The sequence below is a fragment of the Streptomyces sp. NPDC055243 genome (assembly GCF_044544025.1).
Taxonomy (GTDB): Bacteria; Actinomycetota; Actinomycetes; order Streptomycetales; family Streptomycetaceae; genus Streptomyces.
The window spans coordinates 261,103-279,074 of the sequence record NZ_JBITWR010000009.1 but is presented as its reverse complement, the minus strand read 5'-3'; the positions used below and the strand labels follow the sequence as shown (position 1 = coordinate 279,074).

At 71.2% G+C, this 17,972-nt stretch carries 16 protein-coding genes; 7 read left to right on the top strand and 9 right to left on the bottom strand.

The window, feature by feature from the left end:
* Positions 1–32: 32 nt before the first annotated feature.
* The gene (locus ACIGXX_RS26525; RefSeq protein ID WP_366461218.1) at positions 33–1,145 is read right to left on the bottom strand and encodes a ferritin-like domain-containing protein; all 1,113 of its coding nucleotides are present in this window, start codon (positions 1,143–1,145) and stop codon (positions 33–35) included.
* A 240-nt stretch (positions 1,146–1,385) separates the two neighbouring features.
* Here ACIGXX_RS26525 and ACIGXX_RS26520 point away from each other — a divergent pair, with 240 nt between their 5' ends.
* The 4 genes from ACIGXX_RS26520 (at position 1,386) to ACIGXX_RS26505 (ending at position 4,737) form a co-directional block, all read left to right on the top strand.
* Positions 1,386–2,324 (top strand): diiron oxygenase, encoded by a 939-nt coding sequence (locus ACIGXX_RS26520; RefSeq protein ID WP_351163804.1) that lies wholly within the window; start codon positions 1,386–1,388, stop codon positions 2,322–2,324.
* 59 nt (positions 2,325–2,383) lie between these two features.
* Positions 2,384–3,112, top strand: a complete 729-nt coding sequence (locus ACIGXX_RS26515) for a TetR/AcrR family transcriptional regulator (RefSeq protein WP_249587782.1) — start codon at positions 2,384–2,386, stop codon at positions 3,110–3,112.
* Positions 3,113–3,145: 33 nt separating this feature from the next.
* Positions 3,146–3,424 (top strand): hypothetical protein, encoded by a 279-nt coding sequence (locus ACIGXX_RS26510; protein ID WP_351163802.1) that lies wholly within the window; start codon positions 3,146–3,148, stop codon positions 3,422–3,424.
* Positions 3,425–3,576: 152 nt separating this feature from the next.
* Positions 3,577–4,737 carry a C40 family peptidase gene (locus ACIGXX_RS26505; RefSeq protein WP_351163800.1) on the top strand — a complete coding sequence of 387 codons (1,161 nt, stop codon included), beginning with the start codon at positions 3,577–3,579 and terminating at the stop codon, positions 4,735–4,737.
* Between the two features lie 28 nt (positions 4,738–4,765).
* Here ACIGXX_RS26505 and ACIGXX_RS26500 read toward each other — a convergent pair whose 3' ends face one another.
* Positions 4,766–5,638 carry a hypothetical protein gene (locus ACIGXX_RS26500; protein WP_351163797.1) on the bottom strand — a complete coding sequence of 291 codons (873 nt, stop codon included), beginning with the start codon at positions 5,636–5,638 and terminating at the stop codon, positions 4,766–4,768.
* 266 nt (positions 5,639–5,904) lie between these two features.
* Between ACIGXX_RS26500 and ACIGXX_RS26495 the strand changes: the two genes are divergently transcribed.
* Positions 5,905–6,756: a hypothetical protein gene (locus ACIGXX_RS26495; RefSeq protein ID WP_351163795.1), complete on the top strand. Its 852-nt coding sequence runs from the start codon at positions 5,905–5,907 to the stop codon at positions 6,754–6,756.
* A gap of 10 nt (positions 6,757–6,766) precedes the next feature.
* On the opposite strand, the gene ACIGXX_RS26490 is transcribed toward ACIGXX_RS26495, so the two are convergent.
* The 5 genes from ACIGXX_RS26490 to ACIGXX_RS26470 are packed head-to-tail and all read right to left on the bottom strand — an operon-like array spanning position 6,767 to position 12,531.
* Positions 6,767–8,002 carry a styrene monooxygenase/indole monooxygenase family protein gene (locus tag ACIGXX_RS26490; RefSeq protein ID WP_399979304.1) on the bottom strand — a complete coding sequence of 412 codons (1,236 nt, stop codon included), beginning with the start codon at positions 8,000–8,002 and terminating at the stop codon, positions 6,767–6,769.
* Positions 8,003–8,041: 39 nt separating this feature from the next.
* Positions 8,042–8,671 (bottom strand): GTP-binding protein, encoded by a 630-nt coding sequence (locus tag ACIGXX_RS26485; protein WP_399979302.1) that lies wholly within the window; start codon positions 8,669–8,671, stop codon positions 8,042–8,044.
* Positions 8,652–9,056, bottom strand: coding sequence for a DUF742 domain-containing protein (locus ACIGXX_RS26480; protein ID WP_351163789.1), 405 nt, complete (start codon positions 9,054–9,056; stop codon positions 8,652–8,654). Before ACIGXX_RS26480 ends, ACIGXX_RS26485 begins: the two co-directional genes overlap by 20 nt.
* Complete coding sequence (locus ACIGXX_RS26475) at positions 9,053–9,586, bottom strand: roadblock/LC7 domain-containing protein (protein ID WP_361464291.1); 534 nt, start codon at positions 9,584–9,586, stop codon at positions 9,053–9,055. Before ACIGXX_RS26475 ends, ACIGXX_RS26480 begins: the two co-directional genes overlap by 4 nt.
* Before the next feature lie 8 nt (positions 9,587–9,594).
* Positions 9,595–12,531: a nitrate- and nitrite sensing domain-containing protein gene (locus tag ACIGXX_RS26470; protein ID WP_399979492.1), complete on the bottom strand. Its 2,937-nt coding sequence runs from the start codon at positions 12,529–12,531 to the stop codon at positions 9,595–9,597.
* Positions 12,532–12,908: 377 nt separating this feature from the next.
* Between ACIGXX_RS26470 and ACIGXX_RS26465 the strand changes: the two genes are divergently transcribed.
* A complete protein-coding gene (locus ACIGXX_RS26465; RefSeq protein ID WP_399979298.1) occupies positions 12,909–13,754 on the top strand; it encodes a protein phosphatase 2C domain-containing protein in 846 nt (281 codons plus the stop codon).
* Positions 13,755–13,845: 91 nt separating this feature from the next.
* Here ACIGXX_RS26465 and ACIGXX_RS26460 read toward each other — a convergent pair whose 3' ends face one another.
* Positions 13,846–14,349, bottom strand: a complete 504-nt coding sequence (locus ACIGXX_RS26460; RefSeq protein ID WP_361464296.1) for a MarR family transcriptional regulator — start codon at positions 14,347–14,349, stop codon at positions 13,846–13,848.
* Positions 14,350–14,626: 277 nt separating this feature from the next.
* On the opposite strand from ACIGXX_RS26460, the gene ACIGXX_RS26455 reads away from it, so the two are divergent.
* Positions 14,627–15,469 (top strand): lysozyme, encoded by an 843-nt coding sequence (locus ACIGXX_RS26455; protein WP_351163783.1) that lies wholly within the window; start codon positions 14,627–14,629, stop codon positions 15,467–15,469.
* 71 nt (positions 15,470–15,540) lie between these two features.
* Here the strand turns inward: ACIGXX_RS26455 and lon are convergent, their stop codons facing one another.
* A complete protein-coding gene (lon, locus tag ACIGXX_RS26450; RefSeq protein WP_399979294.1) occupies positions 15,541–17,955 on the bottom strand; it encodes an endopeptidase La in 2,415 nt (804 codons plus the stop codon).
* Positions 17,956–17,972 lie beyond the last annotated feature (17 nt).

Here is a 17,972-nt window from a genome sequence, read left to right as displayed (position 1 = left end):
AGGGGTCCGGGGCCGTCAGGGGTCCGGGGCCGTCAGGGGTTCGGGGCGCCCCCGGAAGCGATCATGTCCTCGACCTCCCCGACCCGCTCGCCCTCCTCCGCCGCGAACCGCTCCGCGTCCAGCTTCTCGGCGATCTCCTCGTCCTGCGCCATCAGCTGGTCGAGGTTGGCGTTGCCCATGTCGAACACGCCCATGTCCACGTACGCCTGCTGGAGCCGCTTGCCCCACAGGCCGATGTCCTTGACGCACGGCACGATGCGGCTGAAGAGCAGCTGCCGGAAAAGGGCGAGGAACTCGGAGTTCTCGCTGCACTCCTCGGCCTCGGCCTTCGGAATGCCGAAGTTCTCCAGGACCTCGACGCCGCGCAGCCGGTCGCGCATCAAATAGCAGCCCTCGATGACGAATTCCTCGCGCTCGCGCAGTTCCGCGTCGGAGAGCTGCTTGTAGTAGTCGCGCAGGGCCATGCGGCCGAAGGCCACGTGCCGGGCCTCGTCCTGCATGACGTAGGCGAGGATCTGCTTCGGCAGGGGCTTGTCCGTCGTGTCGCGGATCATGCCGAAGGCGGCCAGGGCCAACCCCTCGATCAGGACCTGCATGCCCAGGTAGGGCATGTCCCAGCGGGAGTCGCGCAGGGTGTCGCCGAGCAGCGACCGGAGGTTGTCGTTGATCGGGTAGAGCATGCCGATCTTGTCGTGCAGGAAGCGGCCGTAGACCTCCGCGTGCCGTGCCTCGTCCATGGTCTGGGTCGCGGAGTAGAACTTCGCGTCCAGGTCGGGGACGGACTCCACGATGCGCGCCGCGCACACCATCGCGCCCTGCTCGCCGTGCAGGAACTGGCTGAACTGCCAGGAGGCGTAGTGCTTGCGCAGCTCGCCCTTGTCCCGGTCGGTCATCTTGGCCCAGTGGCGGGTGCCGTAGAGCGACATGGACTCGTCGGGGGTGCCCAGGGGGTCGTGCGGGTCGACCTCCAGGCCCCAGTCGATGCGCTTGGCACCGTCCCACTGCTTGTCCTTGCCCTTCTGGTAGAGGGCGAGGAGCCGGGCGCGGCCCTCGTCGTACTCCCAGCTGAAGCGGGCCGCGCCGGTCGCCGGTATCTGCCAGGTGGTCTCGTCCGGGGCGTGTGTGTACAGCTCGTGCGTCGACACTGACGGCTCCTAAGAAGTGGCCTCGGTCTCTCCGTAATCCCTCGTGAATCCCCCGTGCGGCTTTCGACTGCCTTCGACTGCCCTGTACCAGTTGGTGGTTGGCACGTGGTAGTTGGCAGGCTCACACGTTCGTAGACGCGGGGTCAACAAGTCGTGCGCAAGGGATTGACGCCCTTGCTGACAGGCAGTCTCATAAGTCGTGACCGCCGGTAACTCTGACGACGAGGCAGGGGCAGAGTCATGACGACCATCACGGAGGACGCGGCGATCGAAGGGCTGCGGGACGCGCTGGGACTGCTCAAGGACCGGGAACAGGTGGCCGAGCGGCTGCTCGACTCCTCCGCCAAGCACTCCTTCGACCCCGACAAGGAGCTGGACTGGGAGGCGCCCTTCGAGGCGGGCAAGTGGTTCTGGCCCCCGGAACTGGTGTCCCTGTACGGCACGCCGATGTGGCGGCGGATGAGCGAGGAGCAGCGCATCGCGCTCTCCCAGCACGAGGCGGCGGCGCTCGCATCCCTCGGGATCTGGTTCGAACTGATCCTGATGCAGCTGCTCGTGCGGCACATCTACGACAAGCCGGCCACGAGCGCCCATGTGCGGTACGCCCTGACGGAGATCGAGGACGAGTGCCGGCACTCGAAGATGTTCGCGCGCCTGATCCAGCGCGGGGACACGCCGTACTACCCGGTCAGCACCGTGCACCGGAACCTCGGCCGGCTCTTCAAGACCATCTCGACGACGCCCGGTTCGTTCACGGCGACGCTGCTCGGCGAGGAGATCCTCGACTGGATGCAGCGCCTGACGTTCCCGGACGAGCGCGTCCAGACCCTCGTGCGCGGTGTCACGCGCATCCACGTCGTGGAGGAGGCCCGCCATGTGCGGTACGCCCGTGAGGAGCTGCGCCGCCAGATGGTGACCGCGCCGCGCTGGTCCCAGGAGTTCACCCGGCTCACCTCGGGCGAGTTCGCCCGCGTCTTCTCCATCGCCTTCATCAACCCCGACGTCTACACGAACGTGGGCCTGGACAAGCGCGCGGCCATGGCCCAGGTCAAGGCGAGCCCCCACCGCCGCGAGATCATGCAGACCGGGGCCAAGCGCCTGACGGACTTCCTGGACGACATCGGGGTGCTGCGCGGCGCCGGACGGCGGCTGTGGAAGAGCTCGGGACTGCTGGCGTAGCGAAGAGGGTACGCAGGGTTCCGGGGCGCCTGTTCGAAAGGACGGTTACGCTGCGGGGCATGACCTCGCCTGCTCCCACCCGCGCGTACCGGCGCCTCAGTGTCGAAGAGCGGCAGCGGCAGCTCAAAGAGGCCGCCCTGTCCCTCTTCGCGGTGCGCGCACCCGACGAGGTCTCCCTCGACGACGTCGCGGAGGCGGCCGGAGTCTCCCGGCCGCTCGTCTACCGCTACTTCCCGGGCGGCAAGCAGCAGTTGTACGAGGCCGCGCTGCGCTCCGCGGCCGACGAGCTGGAGCAGTGCTTCGCCGAGCCGCCCGAGGGCCCGCTCACCCAGCGCCTGGCGAACGCGCTCGACCGCTACCTCGCCTTCGTCGACCAGCACGACGCGGGGTTCAGCGCGCTGCTCCAGGGCGGCAGCGTCGTGGAGACCTCGCGGACGACCGCCATCGTGGACGAGGTGCGCAGGACGGCCGCCGAGCACATACTCGCGCACCTGGAGGTCGTGGGAGCCAGGGGCCCGCGGCTGCGGATGACCGTGCGGATGTGGATCACCTCCGTCGAGGCGGCGTCCCTGATCTGGCTGGACGAGGAGAAGCAGCCGCCGCTCGACGAGCTGCGGGACTGGCTCGTCGAGCAGTTCATGGCGGTCCTCGTGGCCTCGGCGGGCCGCGACCCGCAGACCGCGGAGGCGGTTCGGGGCGCCCTTGCCCTGGAGACGGCCGACGGACCCGCGGGCTCGCTCGCCCGGCGGGTGCTGCCCGTGGTGAGCGACGCGGCGCACCTGCTGTGACGCGTGGCCCCCGCCTGCTGTGACACTGGCCGGGTGAAGAGCGAAGACACCCCCTTCGTGGGTGGCCCCCTGGACGGCCGCGTCCTGCCCATCCTGCTCGGCCCGACCGGCCACCCCCCGAAGGTCTACCGGGTCCCGGTGCCGGACGAGGCGGGCGGCCCGCCGACCGTGCTGGTGTACCGCCGGGCGGCCAGGGCGGGCGGGAAGCGGCTCGGGCTGCACCAGGGCTGGACGTACGAGTACGACGCCGAGGGCGACCAGGCCAAGCCCGGACTGAAGTGGCCGTGGTCGAAGCCGGACGCACCGGGCTGAGCGGCCGCCCGGGGCAAGCGCGCCGCGCCGTGGAGCCCTGGACGAGTGACCGCATTGCGCCAACCCGCGCACCTTCGGGAGGCGGGCGCCGCCGGGGCGGCCGATGCTCGCGGTGCGGGGCGGAGCCGCCGCCGCGCACCGGAGGTGATGGCATGTCAGGCAGGCTGCTGCGGTGGGTCGGTACGGGAGCGGCGGTCGGGGCGCTGCTGGCGACGGCTTCTCCGGCGGTCGCCGTGCCGGGCCCCGACGGCACCGGGCAGCGCCCGGTCTCCGAGCTCCTGACCGACCTTCAGGAGCTGTACCGGAAGGCCGAGGAGTCGACGGAGACGTACAACGCGACCGCCGAGAAGCTCAGGGACCAGCGCGCCGAGGTCACCCGCCTGAACGGCAGCCTGGCCCGCGCGCGGACGTCGGTGCACGACAGCCGCGGCGCGGCGGGCCGCTTCGCCCGCCAGCAGTACCAGGGCACCACGGAGATCTCCCCCTACGTACGCCTCCTGCTCGCCCGCAACCCACAGCAGGCCATCGACCAGGGGCATGTGATCGGGCGGGTGGCGGCTGAGCGGGCCGCGACGGTGGACCGCCTGGTGGGCGGCGAGAAGAAGGCATCGGCGCTGGCGGCCGACGCAAGGACCGCCCTGGAGACCCAGGTCGCGCTCGCCGCCCGGCAGAAGACGGCGCGGGACACGGTCCGGGATCAGCTGAAGGAGGTGGAGGAACTGCTCGCCTCGCTGAGCTCGGAGCAACTGGAGGAGCTGGCGCGGGCCGAGGAGGAGGGGATGGCCGCGGCGCAGAAGAAGTTCCTCGCCTCGGGCTCCCTGAGCGGCTCCCCCGGGTCGGCAGCGCCCTCCCGGCCACCCTCGCGCCGGGGGGACGAGGCGCTGGACTACGCGGTGCGGCAGATCGGGAAGCCGTACAAGTGGGGCGCGGAGGGGCCGTCCTCCTTCGACTGCTCGGGGCTCACCTCGAAGGCGTGGGCGGCGGCAGGGAAGACGATCCCGCGCACTTCGCAGGAGCAGTGGGCGCAGCTGCGGCGAGTGTCCCTGCGCAAGCTGCGGCCGGGCGACCTGATCGTGTACTTCCCCAAGGCCACGCACGTCGCGCTGTACCTGGGCGACGGCATGGTGATCCAGGCCCCGCGCCCCGGCTCCCGCGTCAAGGTCTCCCCCATCGCGGCGAACCCCCTGCTGGGAGCCGTGCGCCCCGACCCATCGGCCAAGGCGATGAAGGGCTACACCCCTCCGAAGCTGCCGCGCGGGGCGACGAAGGGCGGCGACACGGGCTACAGCAGGGCAGGCGCGCCGCCCGCGTAAGGGGTCGGCTCCCCCACTGGGCCATCGACTAGGTCATCGACGGGATGGAGCCGGCCAGCGGAGGCAGGTCGTCGTAGAGCCGCAGGTCGCTGGAGTCGTCCAGGTAGGGCAGGAAGTCGCTCTGCGGGAGAACCCTGCCCGCCGCGCCGAAGATCGCCGTGCCGCGCTCGCGCACCGCCGGATCCGCGCCCGCCCTCGCCACCCAGGTGGCCGGATCGGGGCCGAGGAGCTCCCGCAGCTCCGCGGATTCGGCGAGCAACGCGGCGAGCAGCGTGGACTGGTCGCCACCGCCGGGTCTGGGCCGCCCGTCAGGGCCCGCGAGGACCCCGTGCGCGCTGAAGTAGATGTACGCGCCTCCGAGCCGCTCCCCGGAAGGCATCGTCATGTCGAACTCGTCGCCGGGCAGTATCGCTCGCCGGTAGTCGGGGAACTCGGTGTCGTCGACAGCCTTCAGCTGGGCGGCGTCGAGCCAGGTCACCACGAGCGTGCCCCGCGCGGACCGGTCGATGTACGGGGTGGCCGCGACATAGCCGGCCGGACTGATGTGTCCCGAGCAACCGATGCCCACGCCCCGGACCCGTACCGGAACCATCGGGACCGTCGCCGGGATGCCGAGACGGGTGAGCTTGTAGCTGACCTGGCCGGGGGAGGCGTTGGAGCCCACCGCGATGACCGGGTGGCGACGCCCCGCGCTCGCCTGGCCGAGATCGAGCAGTGTCTCGTCCAGGCGCCGCCCCCGGGACACGTACCAGTCGCCGAGCCGCAGGCGCCGCACATCCAGCGACAGCAGCTCGTCGCCGGAGAGCAGGGCGGGCTCGGCGGCCGGGCGACCGGGGTACGTGAGGGGGCGCTTGGCCGGAACCTCGTCCAGGCCCAGCGCTTTGAGGCTTCGGTCCTTCACGGCCAACACCCTTCAGGATCGGATCGTGCGGCGGACACAGCCTTCCACACCGGGTCTACCCGCCCGGGGACGACGGGCCACCAGGCACCCAGGGGTTGACTGGATCGGCTACCGGGAAAGAACCCTCTCCATCACGCCAACAAGCTTTCAGGGAGCTGGAGTTGAGACCCTCGCCGCGGCTGGTCCAGCGCCCCTCGGCGCATCCCCGGCATCGGACATCGGTTCGCTGGTGGATCGCCGGGCGGACGGTCCATGCCCTGATGCTCATGGCGCTGGGTGCACTGGCCGGCCTCGCCGTAGCCATAGCGGTGGCCTGGACGCTCACCGAGGAGTCGGCACGGGGGCTCGGTGAGCGGTTCGGCGACGTGGAGGGGCTGCTCGACATCGCCCTCGCGGCGCTGCGGGCCTGCGTCGGCACGGACAGCCTCAACCCCGAGCCGGGCAGCCTCTCGCACGCGCTCCTTGCCACCTTCGCCTCGGTGACCGGGGCGCTGGTACCGGCGGTGCTCCTGGGGATCGTCCTGGTCAAGATGTTCGCGCTACGCCCGTTCGTCTGGCGTCGGCGGGCCAGCATTTCGCCGGGGCGCACCGCCGACTTCCCGGTGGCGGCGGAGCACGACCCCGAAGACGCGGTGATCGCGGTGCGCTTCTACAACCACTTCGACAACCTCTCAGTGGTCGATCTGCGAGCCCGTGCGCATCTGCGCTACCTGGAGAACTCCCCGTACGGCGACAGCCGGGTCATCTACAAGAAGTGGCTCCAGGTCCTGGACGAGAAGGGCGAGCGGGCCGACGAGCGGGCCTGGCTCGCGGTGGAGCGCGGGGCCCCCTTCACGGTCTGGATTCCCGTCGACGCCCCGCTCACCGCACTGCCTCTCGTGCAGATCCAGGGCAAGGACCTGTCGGCGGCGACCGGAGTGAAACTCCTGGTCCGGCTGACCGCCCGAACGGTGGGCCTGGGAACCGAAGTCGCCGACGAACACTGGTTCGACGTGTCCGCCGGCTCGGACGACTTCGAGCTCGGCCGCTTCGTGCCCCTGCGCGCGGACCCGGACACCGACGTCTGGACCTGGGAGGGCTGGGCCCGGTTCGATGAACTCCTGGCCGAGGGCGGCTGACGGATGACCGTCAGGCGCCGGAAAGGGAGCCCAGGTACGCGCCCGTCTTCTCGGGGTCGTAGAAGAAGTTCTCGAAGTCCGACGGGTCGTTGAAGCCGTTCGCGAAGCGGTCTGCGGCCGGCTGGAGCTGGCCTGCCGCGCCGATCAGGTTCAGGACGTGCTCCGGCGGCGGCGACAGCATCGCGTTCGTCCACTTGGTGACGTGCTGGGCCGTCTCCCAGTACCGGTCGAACGTCGTCTGCATCCAGTCCGCGTCGAACGGCTTGTCGCCGTGCTCGATGATCGAGCCGAGGTACGACGCCGCGCACTTGGAGGCCGAGTTGGAGCCCTGGCCCGTGATCGGGTCGTTCGCCACGACCACGTCGGCGACGCCCAGGACCAGGCCGCCGCCCGGCAGTTGCCCGATCGGCTTGCGCACGGTCGGTGCGTAGCGGCCCGACAGGGTGCCGCCCGCATCCGTCAGCTCGACCTTCGTCGCGCGCGCGTACTCCCACGGCGTGAACTTCTCCAGGAGTTCGAGCGTCAGCGCCAGGTGCTCCGAGGGGTCCTTGACCCCCTGGAAGACGTCCAGCGGGCCGCCGGGCACGCCCTCCCAGAACAGGATGTCGGCGCGCCCGGAGGTCGTGAGGGTCGGCATGACGAAGAGCTCGCCGACGCCCGGCACCAGGTTGCAGCGCACCGCGTCGAACTCGGGGTGCTCGGGCCGCGGGCCCATCCCGTGGACGTACGCGACGGCCAGGGCGCGCTGCGGTGCGTCGTAGGGAGAGCGCGAGGCGTCGCGCTCGAACATCGAGACGAGCTCGCCCTTGCCCGCGGAGATGAGCACCAGGTCGTACGTGCGCGAGAAGTAGTCGAGGTCCGAGACCGCCGCGCCGTGGATGACCAGCTGGCCGCCCCGCTGCGCGAACGTCTCCATCCAGCCCGCCATCTTCACGCGCTGGTCGACGGACTGGGCGAAGCCGTCCAGCTTGCCGACCCAGTCGATGGCGCGGGACGAGTCGGGCCCGGCGACCGAGACGCCCAGACCCTCGATCTTGGGGGCCTGGGACTCCCAGAAGTTCACCTTCAGGTCCCGCTCGTGCTGGAGCGCCGTGTGGAACATGCACTGCGTGGACATCACGCGGCCGGACCGGACCTCGTCCGCCGTGCGGTTGGACATCAGGGTGACCTCGTACCCCTGCGACTGGAGTCCGAGAGCGATCTGGAGCCCGGCCTGACCGGCTCCGACGACGAGTATCTTCCGCATGCGGCTGCTTCTCCTACGGGGTACTGAAAGCTGAGAAAGCTATTCGGGGGTTGCTGCGAGGGCGTGGCCGACCAGCGACAGCAGGGACTCGATCACCGAGATCCGCTGCCGCGCGTCCATGATCAGCACCGGTATGTGCGGCGGGATCGTCAGCGCGTCGCGGACGTCCGCGGGCTCGAACTCCTCGGTGCCGTCGAAGTGGTTGACGGCCACGATGTACGGCAGACCGCAGCTCTCGAAGTAGTCGAGCGCGGGGAAGCAGTCGGGGAGCCTGCGGGTGTCGGCGAGGACGACGGCGCCGATCGCGCCGCGCACCAGGTCGTCCCACATGAACCAGAAGCGCTGCTGCCCCGGCGTGCCGAAGAGGTAGAGCACGAGGTCGTCGTCGAGCGTGATCCGGCCGAAGTCCATGGCGACCGTGGTCGTGGTCTTGTCCGGGGTCGACGTGAGGTCGTCCGTGGCCTCGCTCGCCCGCGTCATCAGCGCCTCCGTCTGGAGGGGCGTGATCTCGGAGACCGCGGTGACCAGGGTCGTCTTGCCGACGCCGAAGCCGCCCGCCACCACGATCTTCGTCGCGATCGGGGCCCGGGTGCGGTCCGTCTGCCAGGCTTGGAGGTTCTCGTCCGGGTCGGGCCCCGGATGGCGGAGTTCAGAGACGGCGGAGTCCACTCAGCACCCTTTCGAGCAGTGCGCGGTCCGGCTGTCCCGGGCCGTGGCCCGTTCCGTACACGCGGATCTTTCCCTGGTCTGCGAGGTCGCTCAGCAGGACGCGGACCACACCGAGCGGCATCTTCAGGAGCGCGGAGATCTCCGCGACCGTACGCATACGGCGGCAGATCTCGACGATGGCCCGCATCTCCGGCATGACACGGGTGGAGAGGTTGCCCTGCGGCAGTTCGAGGCGCTCCTCGGGGGCCTCGAGCGCGGCCACGAACGTCTCGACGAGCAGGACGTGGCCGAAGCGGGTGCGCCCGCCGGTGAGCGAGTACGGGCGCACGCGTGCGGGTTTGCGGTCGCCACCCCGCTGGGGCAGTTTGCCGGGCTTACTGCTCATCGGACGCTCTCCATCGACTGGCGCAGTTCACTGCGGAGTTCGGGGGTGAGGACATGCCCGGCGCGTCCGACGAAGAGCGCCATGTGGTACGCGACGACGCTCATGTCGCAGTCCGGGGTCGCGTGCACGCCGAGCAGCGAGCCGTCGCTGATCGACATCACGAAGAGGCTGCCCTCCTCCATGGCCACGACGGTCTGCTTGACCGCGCCCGCGTCCATCAGCTTGCCCGCGCCGATGCAGAGGGAGCCGAGGCCGGACACGATGGTGGCGAGGTCCGCGCTGGAGCCCTTGGGGCCCGAACTGTTGTCGACCGCCTGCTCGTTGTTGCGTGCGGGGTCGGAGGAGAGCAGGAGCAGCCCGTCGGAGGAGACCACCGCGACCGAGAGCAGCCCTGGCACCTCCTCGACGAGGTTCGTCAGCAGCCAGTGCAGGTTGCGTGCTTCGCTGCTCAGTCCGAACGCGGCGGACGTGCCTCCGGCGGTGGAGCTGCCGGTGGACTTACTGCCGGCGGAAGAACTGGGCGAGCGCATGGGCGCAGTCAACTACTTGCCTCCTCGACTGTGTCCCCCATGTTTTTGGTCTCTTCGGTACGTTCGGTCAGCTCGGCCTCCACGTCGCGACGACCGCTGATGGCTCCCTGGTGGAAGCCCCCGAGCCGCTTGCGCAGCGCTTCGGCGTCCACGGAGCCGCTGCGCGCCCTGGGCACGGTGGGCTCGGGCGCGGTGATCTTGGGCGTGCGCTTGGGGAGGCCCTTGTCGGTGACGCGCTCCCACTTGGCGGCGGGGGCGGCTTCGGGCTCCGGGGCGGGCTCGGGGTCGGCTTCCGGCGCCTTCGGGGCTTCCGGGGCTGCCTGGGCTTCCGGGGCCGGCGGAGGGACGAGCTCCATGGTCGTCTCGGGCGAGGCTTCGGGCTCGGGCTCGGGCCGGGGCTCGGCGGCCTCGGGCGCAGGCTCAAGCTCGGGCTCGGCGGCCTCCGGCTCGGGCTTGGGCTCGGCCTCGGGCTCCGCCTCGCGTACGGCCTGCTCCGCGGCGGCGATCAGCGGATCCGCCCCGGCCGTCACGACGGCGTTCCCCGCCGAACGCCCCGGCAGCACGTTGGAGTTCGCCTCGGCTTCCGAGCCGGGCAGATGCACCGCGGGAGCGGCCCCGGCGACCGGGACACCCACCGGCGGCGCCCCCACCGCGGGCGCCGCGGCGAGGATCGCCTTCGGCAGGACCACGACCGCCGCGACGCCGCCCTGCTTCTGCTCGCGCAGCCGGACCCGCGCCCCGTGCCGCGCGGCGAGCCGGGCCACGACATAGAGGCCGAGCCCCAGGCCGTCGCCGCTCTCCTGGTCGTACGCGTCGTCGGGACGGAAGTCCGCGAGGCGGGAGTTGAGCTCCTCCAGGCGGTCCTCGGTCACCCCTATGCCCTCGTCCTGCACGGAGAGCATGACCTCGCCGCTCTCCAGGAGCCATCCGGAGACCTCGACGGAGGCGTCCGGCGGCGAGAACGAGGTCGCGTTCTCCAGGAGTTCGGCGAGCAGGTGGCTGATGTCGTCCGCGGCGAAGCCCGCGACGTGCGCGTGCGGCGGCAGCGTGGCGATGCGCACGCGCTCGTACCGCTCGATCTCGCTGACGGCGGCGCGCGCGACGTCGACCAGCGGGACCGGGCCCGGGTGCTGATGCCCGTGCTCGGCGCCCGCGAGGACCAGGAGGTTCTCGCTGTGGCGGCGCATGACCGTGGCGAAGTGGTCGAGCTTGAAGAGCGTGGCGAGGCGGTCCGGGTCCTGCTCGCGGTCCTCGAGGTTCTCGATGACGGCCAGCTGCCGCTCGACCAGGCCGAGGGTGCGCAGCGCCAGATTGACGAACGTGCCGTGGATGGACTGGCGCACCCGCTCCAGGTGGGCGGAGGCCTCGGCCAGTTCGGCGCGCAGGGTCTCGCGCTCGTCGGCCATGGACTGGCGCTGCCCGATGAGGTGCTTGCGGTCCGCTTCGAGCGTGGTGAGGCGCTCGGTGAGGCCGGCCGCGTGCTCGTGCAGCGCGTTGACGGACCGTACGACCTGGGCGAACTCGTCGTCGCGGCCCGTGAAGCGGATCGGCTCCTGGGGCGCGGGCTCGGTGGCCAGGCGGGCCGAGCCGATGCGCAGGACGGCGAGCGGGCGGGTCAGGCTGCGGGCCATCCCCATGGTGACGCCCACCGCGACGAGCAGGATGACGCCGACGAGCGCGACGCGGATCTCCAGGGCCGTCACGTCGTCGTCGCGCAGCGCGGCGAGGTCCTTGGTGCGCTGCACCGTGAGCGCGGACTCGGCGCCGCGCATCATCTCGATGCGGGCGGAGAGCGCGGCGTCGAGCTTCTTGCGGTCGTAGTCCAGCTCGGCGGTGGAGAGCGCGGGCTGGTCGGTGAGGCGCGTGAGGTACTTCTCGGCCGTCGTCACCTCGTGGCCCGTGACCGTCGAGTCGTACGTCGTGCGGGCGCGGTCCGTGGCCGCGTCCCGGAAGTCGGCGAGGGCCGCCTGCTCCCGGACGTGGGCCTGCTGGCCCGCGGCGCTGAGGCCGTCGCGGCGCCTGCTGTCGGCGGAGGACTCGTCGACGACCGTGGTGGGCAGGCCGGTGACGGGGTCGACGGCGGTGCTCGTCTCGGTGGAGCGCGGGACGGCGAGGCTGGCCAGGAGCAGGCCGCGGGCGCTCGCGGCCTGCTCGACGGCGTGGTCGAGGTCGGCGAGGGCGTAGCCGCCGGAGCCCGCGCGCGGCGGGGTCTTCTCGGCGAGTTCGCGGGTGAGGCCGTGCAGCTCGGTGATGACGTTCGAGTACGCCGTGTGGGCTTCCAGAGCGGTGCTCTTGCCGGTGAGCGCCGCTCTGCGCACGGCGCCGATGTCGGCGAGGTCCCCCCGCAGGCCGGCCGGCGCGTCGGCCGTGCGCAGCTCCTCGATCTGGCGGTCGACGCGGGCGCTGCGGCTCTCGGAGAGCCCCTTGCCCTGCGGGCGGCCCGCCGCGATGAACGAGGTGACCTCGTCGCGCTCGTCGGCCAGCGAGTGGCCGAGGGACACGGCGTCCTGGGTGCGCTCGGCGAGGGTCACCAGGCGCTGCGCGTCGCTCAGTTGCCCGGATGCGGCGACGACGGCGGGCGCTCCGGCCCCGGCGATCGCAGCGGCCACCACGGCGACGGCGACGATCAGCCGATTGCGCACGCGTGCGGTGGGCTTGGAGTTGACCGACTTCACGGGCTTCGAGGGATTCGAGGGGCCTGCGTCGGCGGGCTTCGCGGCAGGCTGCTCGGCGGAGTTCCCCGCAGTGCTCCCCGCGGAGTTCCCCGTGGGATTCGAGCCGTCAGGAGCCGTCACGCCGGGGGCGGTGTGCTGCTCTCCCGCCGCGTGCTGCTCCCCCGCCGCGTTCGCTCCCGCTGTGGGCTCGGGCGAGCGCTCTGTAGGGGTGGTCGCGCCCGGCGTGGCCCCTTCAGGAGCCGTCTGCTTGCCCTTGCGCCCAGGCCGCATCTTCTGCACCGGTGCTCGCATTCTTGTTTTTCGTCTGCCCATGGGCCCGGGTGACGATCCGTCAACACACGCGCCCCCCGGTACGGCTCCTGACCCTTCCAGTGCCGATGGGTGGCAGTCGTGCATCACATGCCTGGCCACCCGAAGGAGTGAACATCGGCGGGGAGTTGGCGAGCAAGTCCCGACCGGGACCGAAAGTCCCGGCCACGGTGCGCCGGTTGGACGTCGACCGCAGGCTTTGGCAGGATGCGCCGCCACACGCCGTCGGAAGCGATCATTCCGACTGAAATCCGGCTTCTGACCTGCTGGTCCGGGCCAACCCCCGGTCGCCTGCCGTCTCCGGACGACCTTGTGAAGGCCTCGTGCAGACTGACTGAATGCGTATCGAACTCGCCATCGAGCCCGGAGACCCCGCACGCCCCAACGAGGACTATGCCGCGGTGACGCTTCCCGCGGCCGGACAGGGCGGATCGCTGATCCTCCTGGACGGGGTGACTCCACCTGCCGGAGACGACGGTTGTCTGCATTCCGTCCCTTGGTTCACGGCGCGACTCGGGGGCGCGCTGGGGGAACTGTCCGTTTCACGACGGGATATGACGCTCTCAGAGATCCTCGCGGCGGCGATCGTGCGCACCGCGGAGGCCCATTGTCAAACCTGTGACCTTTCTCACCCGCGTACGCCTCAGGCCACCGTGGTTCTGGTGCGTTGGGACGACGAGCAGGTCGAGCACCTCGTCCTCTCCGACTCCGCCCTCCTGGTGGCGGGCGAGGACGGCCGGGTCACTCCGGTGCTCGACGAGCGCCTCGCACAGCTGCCGCCGAGGATCCGCGCGATGCGTGACGCGGTGCGCGCGCTGCCGCGCGGTTCGGCCGAACGCGAGGTCGCGGGCCAGGCGTACGGCGCCGCGGTCGAGGCCCTGCGCAACGCGGAGGACGGCTTCTTCACGGCGGCCGCCGATCCGTCGGCGGCGGCGCGGGCGGTCACCGGCACGTGGCCGCGCGCCGAGGTGACGGCGGTGGCGGCCCTGACGGACGGGGTCGGCCGCTGGGTCGAGACGTTCCGCGCGGGCGACTGGACGGAGTGCTTCGAGCTGCTGCGGAAGGACGGGCCGCAGCGCCTGGTGGACCGGGTGCGGGAGTTGGAGCGCGCGGACCCGGAGGGCACGGCGTTCCCGCGGGGCAAGCGGCATGACGACGCGGCTGTCGTCTACGCGGAGTTGTGACGGCCCTGAGGCGCCCTGGGGACTCCGGCTCTCAGCACTCCGGCCGTCAAGGCTCCATCCCTCAGGGCTCCGGCTCTCAGCACTCCGGCCCTCAGGACTCCGGCGACTCGTTCAGCTGGTGCAGCAGGCGGGCCAGTTCCGCCACCTCCGCCCGGTCCCAGCCGGACAGCTTCCGTACGTACTGCTCCCTGCGTCCCGTACGGACCTCGCGGAAGCGGCGCCCGCCCTCCTCCGTGAGATGGACCAGCCAGGCTCGCCCGTCGGCGGGGTCGGGCTCGCGGGCGACCAGGCCGAGCTCCTCCAGGGCGCGCAGCTGACGGCTCATCGTCGCCTTGCCGACGCCGATGTACGCGGCGAGAGCGGTGGCCCGCTGCGGGCCCGAGTCGTCGAGGCAGACGAGGAGGCCGTACGCGGCGGGCTCCAGGTCGGGGTGGACCTGGCGCGCCATCTCCCCGGACGAGGCGCGTGCCCGGCGCAGGAGCAGCGTCAACTCACGCTCCAGGGAGAGGAACTCACGGTCGACCAGCCGGTGGACGCCCTCCCCGTTCACGTCGGCCCCACCGTCGTTCCCGCCCTCGTGCACTTCAGCACCCATGGCACGCTTTCTTTCCGGATCATGAAAAGTTTCCGCCCCGCACGGCGGCAGACGTCCGCGTCGGCCCATCGCCGCAGCTCGACCAGTATTTCGCAACGCCCTGGGGGGCCATGCCGAGGACACCGCCGCAGGAGTAGACCAACGGCAGAGACCGGACCCCCTTCCCAGCCACGGGTCTACGTGCGTAGCGTCGTGAATGACATGTTCACACCACGAACCTGTCGACAGGTCCCCCCACGAGCTCCATCGAGCTCATTCGAGGCCTTCGGAGGCACGCATGCCCGTGCACAGACCCGGAACGCCCCGCCGCTCTCGCTGGTCAGCGGCCGGAATCCTGCTCTCAGTCCTCTCCGCCCTCTCCCTCCTCATCACCCTGCCCGGCGCCGCGCAGGCCGCCGACGGCGACGACATCCCGGCCCGCGGCAGCGCCCGCATGGGGCAGGGCGTCATCGAGCACGACGGGCAGGGCAGTCTGCCGCCCTCCGGCGGCGCCGTACAGACCGAAGGCGTCGACGTCAGCAGCCACCAGGGCAACGTCGCCTGGGCGACGCTCTGGAACAGCGGCGTGAAGTGGTCCTACGTGAAGGCCACCGAGGGGACGTACTACAAGAACCCCTACTTCGCCCAGCAGTACAACGGTTCGTACAACGTGGGCATGATCCGCGGCGCCTACCACTTCGCGACGCCCGACACCACGAGCGGCGCCACCCAGGCCAACTACTTCGTGGACAACGGCGGCGGCTGGTCGCGCGACGGCAAGACGCTGCCGGGCGCGCTCGACATCGAGTGGAATCCGTACGGGGCGGCCTGCTTCGGCAAGTCCCAGTCCGCGATGGTCACCTGGATCCGCGACTTCCTGAACCAGTACAAGGCGCGCACCGGACGCCACGCGGTGATCTACACGGCCACCAGCTGGTGGAAGCAGTGCACGGGCAACTACGGCGGCTTCGCCGTCAACAACCCGCTGTGGATCGCGCGTTACAACACCTCTCCGGGCGAGCTGCCGGCCGGCTGGGGCGTCCAGACGATGTGGCAGTACACCTCGACGGGCCCGACGGTCGGGGACCACAACAAGTTCAACGGCGCGCTCGACAGGGTGCAGGCGCTCGCCAACGGCTGAGTGCTCCCTGTGCGCGCGAGGGCCCGGAACCCCTTGCGGGGTCCCGGGCCCTCACTCACCGGCCACCTCCGTCACGCGGCGGCCGGAACCCTCACCTCGGCCTCGGTCAGGGCCAGTTCGAGCACCTGCCGGACGTCCGTCACCGGGTGCACGTCCAGCTTCTCCAGGATCTCCGCGGGGACGTCGTCCAGGTCGGCCTCGTTCCGCTTCGGGATGATCACCGTGGTGATCCCGGCGCGGTGCGCGGCGAGCAGCTTCTGCTTGACGCCGCCGATCGGCAGGACGCGCCCGGTCAGCGAGACCTCACCGGTCATGGCCACATCCGTACGGACGAGACGGCCGCTGAGCAGCGACGCCAGGGCGGTCGTCATGGTGACGCCCGCGCTCGGCCCGTCCTTGGGGACCGCGCCCGCCGGGAAGTGGATGTGCACGCCGCGTTCCTTGAGGTCGGCGACGGGCAGCTCCAGTTCGGCGCCGCGCGAGCGCAGGAAGGAGAGCGCGATCTGCGCGGACTCCTTCATGACGTCGCCGAGCTGACCGGTCAGGGTGAGCCCCGCGGCGCCGGTCTCCGGGTCGGCGAGCGACGCCTCGACGAACAGGACGTCGCCTCCCGCGCCGGTGACCGCGAGCCCGGTCGCCACACCCGGCACCGCCGTGCGCCGCTCGGCCGGGTCCTGCGCCGACTCGGGCACGTGGTGCGGGCGCCCGATGAGGCCGCGCAGGTCTGCCTCGCCGACGGTGAACGGCAGCTCCTGCTCGCCCAGTTCGTGCTTGGCCGCGACCTTGCGGAGCAGCCGCGCCACGGACCGCTCCAGGTTCCGTACGCCCGCCTCGCGGGTGTACTCCCCCGCGAGCTTGCGCAGCGCGCTCTCGTCCAGGGTGACCTCGTCCGTCTGCAGACCGGCCCGCTCCAGCTGGCGCGGGAGCAGGTGGTCGCGGGCGATGACGACCTTCTCGTCCTCGGTGTACCCGTCGAGCCTGACCAGCTCCATGCGGTCGAGCAGCGCCTCGGGGATGGCCTCGACGACGTTCGCCGTCGCCAGGAACACCACGTCGCTCAGGTCGAGCTCGACCTCCAGGTAGTGGTCGCGGAAGGTGTGGTTCTGCGCCGGGTCGAGTACTTCGAGCAGGGCGGCCGCCGGGTCGCCCCGGAAGTCGGAGCCCACCTTGTCGATCTCGTCGAGGAGCACGACCGGGTTCATGGACCCGGCCTCCTTGATGGCCCGCACGATCCGTCCGGGCAGCGCGCCGACGTACGTACGACGGTGTCCGCGGATCTCCGCCTCGTCGCGTACGCCGCCGAGCGCGACCCGCACGAACTTGCGCCCCATCGCGTGCGCGACGGACTCGCCCAGCGAGGTCTTGCCGACGCCGGGCGGCCCGACGAGGGCGAGCACGGCGCCGCCACGACGGCCGCCGACGACCCCGAGGCCGCGGTCGGCGCGCCGCTTGCGCACCGCGAGGTACTCGGTGATGCGCTCCTTCACGTCCTGAAGGCCCGCGTGCTCGGCGTCCAGGACGTTCTGGGCGCCCTTGATGTCGTACTCGTCCTCGGTCCGTTCGTTCCAGGGCAGTTCGAGGACGGTGTCGAGCCAGGTCCTGATCCAGGAGCCCTCGGGCGACTGGTCGCTGGAACGCTCCAGCTTGTCGACTTCCTTGAGGGCGGCCTCGCGGACGTTCTCGGGGAGGTCGGCGGCCTCGACGCGGGTGCGGTAGTCGTCGGACTCCTCCCCGTCCTGCTCGCCGTTGATCTCGCGCAGTTCCTTGCGCACGGCGTCCAGCTGGCGGCGCAGCAGGAACTCGCGCTGCTGCTTGTCGACGCCTTCCTGTACGTCCTTGGCGATGGACTCGGCGACGTCCTGCTCGGCGAGGTGCTCGCGCAGCTGCTCGGTGGCCAGCTTCAGGCGGGCGGCCGGGTCGTCGGTCTCCAGGAGCCGGACCTTCTGCTCGGTGGTGAGGAAGGGCGAGTATCCGGAGTTGTCGGCGAGCGCGGAGACGTCCTCGATCTGCTGGACGCGGTCCACGACCTGCCAGGCCCCGCGCTTCTTCAGCCAGCTGGTGGCGAGCGCCTTGTACTCCTTGACCAGCTCGGTGACGGCGCCGGGCAGCGGGTCGGGCACGGTCTCGTCGACCTTGAGTCCTTCCACCCAGAGCGCGGCACCCGGCCCGGTCGTCCCGGCGCCGATCCGCACCCGGGAACGGCCGCGGATGAGGGCGCCGGGGTCGCCGTCGGAGAGGCGCCCGACCTGCTCGACGGTGCCGAGGACGCCGGTCGCGGCGTACGTCCCGTCGATGCGCGGAACAAGAAGGACCTGCGGCTTGCTGCTGCCGCTGGAGCGGGCGGCCGCTTGGGCGGCCTCCACGGCGGCGCGCACATCCGTGTCGGACAGGTCGAACGGAACCACCATGCCGGGCAGGACAACCTCGTCGTCGAGCGGCAGCACGGGCAGGGTGAGCGGTGTGGACGCCTTGGACTCAGTAGTCATGATCTCCCCTTCGGCAT

What these genes read in the sequence shown, in the direction of transcription:
- ACIGXX_RS26480 (WP_351163789.1), bottom strand. Translation starts at nt 9,056, where the DNA reads ATGAGCAGTAAGCCCGGCAAACTGCCCCAGCGGGGTGGCGACCGCAAA.
- ACIGXX_RS26495 (WP_351163795.1), top strand. Translation starts at nt 5,905, where the DNA reads ATGGCGCTGGGTGCACTGGCCGGCCTCGCCGTAGCCATAGCGGTGGCC.
- ACIGXX_RS26490 (WP_399979304.1), bottom strand. Translation starts at nt 8,002, where the DNA reads ATGCGGAAGATACTCGTCGTCGGAGCCGGTCAGGCCGGGCTCCAGATC.
- lon (WP_399979294.1), bottom strand. Translation starts at nt 17,955, where the DNA reads ATGACTACTGAGTCCAAGGCGTCCACACCGCTCACCCTGCCCGTGCTG.
- ACIGXX_RS26475 (WP_361464291.1), bottom strand. Translation starts at nt 9,586, where the DNA reads ATGCGCTCGCCCAGTTCTTCCGCCGGCAGTAAGTCCACCGGCAGCTCC.
- ACIGXX_RS26465 (WP_399979298.1), top strand. Translation starts at nt 12,909, where the DNA reads ATGCGTATCGAACTCGCCATCGAGCCCGGAGACCCCGCACGCCCCAAC.
- ACIGXX_RS26520 (WP_351163804.1), top strand. Translation starts at nt 1,386, where the DNA reads ATGACGACCATCACGGAGGACGCGGCGATCGAAGGGCTGCGGGACGCG.
- ACIGXX_RS26515 (WP_249587782.1), top strand. Translation starts at nt 2,384, where the DNA reads ATGACCTCGCCTGCTCCCACCCGCGCGTACCGGCGCCTCAGTGTCGAA.
- ACIGXX_RS26505 (WP_351163800.1), top strand. Translation starts at nt 3,577, where the DNA reads ATGTCAGGCAGGCTGCTGCGGTGGGTCGGTACGGGAGCGGCGGTCGGG.
- ACIGXX_RS26455 (WP_351163783.1), top strand. Translation starts at nt 14,627, where the DNA reads ATGCCCGTGCACAGACCCGGAACGCCCCGCCGCTCTCGCTGGTCAGCG.
- ACIGXX_RS26470 (WP_399979492.1), bottom strand. Translation starts at nt 12,531, where the DNA reads ATGCGGCCTGGGCGCAAGGGCAAGCAGACGGCTCCTGAAGGGGCCACG.
- ACIGXX_RS26460 (WP_361464296.1), bottom strand. Translation starts at nt 14,349, where the DNA reads ATGGGTGCTGAAGTGCACGAGGGCGGGAACGACGGTGGGGCCGACGTG.